Genomic DNA, 234 nt, shown 5'->3' on the forward strand with positions numbered 1-234 from the left:
CCGGACTGGCACAGCCACGGCCTGCTCTCCGGGTTCAAGAGCAAGACTTACCGCGGCAGCAAGTACAACGAGCTGGTGTTCGACGACGCCACCGACCAGGAACGTGTCCGCCTCAACTCCGAAGCGGAGAAGAGCCAGCTCAACCTCGGCTACCTGATCCACCAGACCGGCAACACCCGCGGCGCCTTCCGCGGCACCGGGTTCGAACTGCGCACCGATGCCTATGGCGCCATC

The 234-nt window shown here is 65.0% G+C and carries 1 protein-coding gene; it reads left to right on the forward strand.

Features of this window, described 5'->3' with window-relative positions; translation table 11 throughout:
• On the forward strand, positions 1 to 234 hold a 234-nt coding region (locus DOM67_RS20125; RefSeq protein WP_232825210.1), incomplete at both ends, for a type VI secretion system Vgr family protein.

Source organism: Salinicola sp. RZ23, assembly GCF_003206675.1.
Taxonomy (GTDB): domain Bacteria; phylum Pseudomonadota; class Gammaproteobacteria; order Pseudomonadales; family Halomonadaceae; genus Salinicola; species Salinicola endophyticus.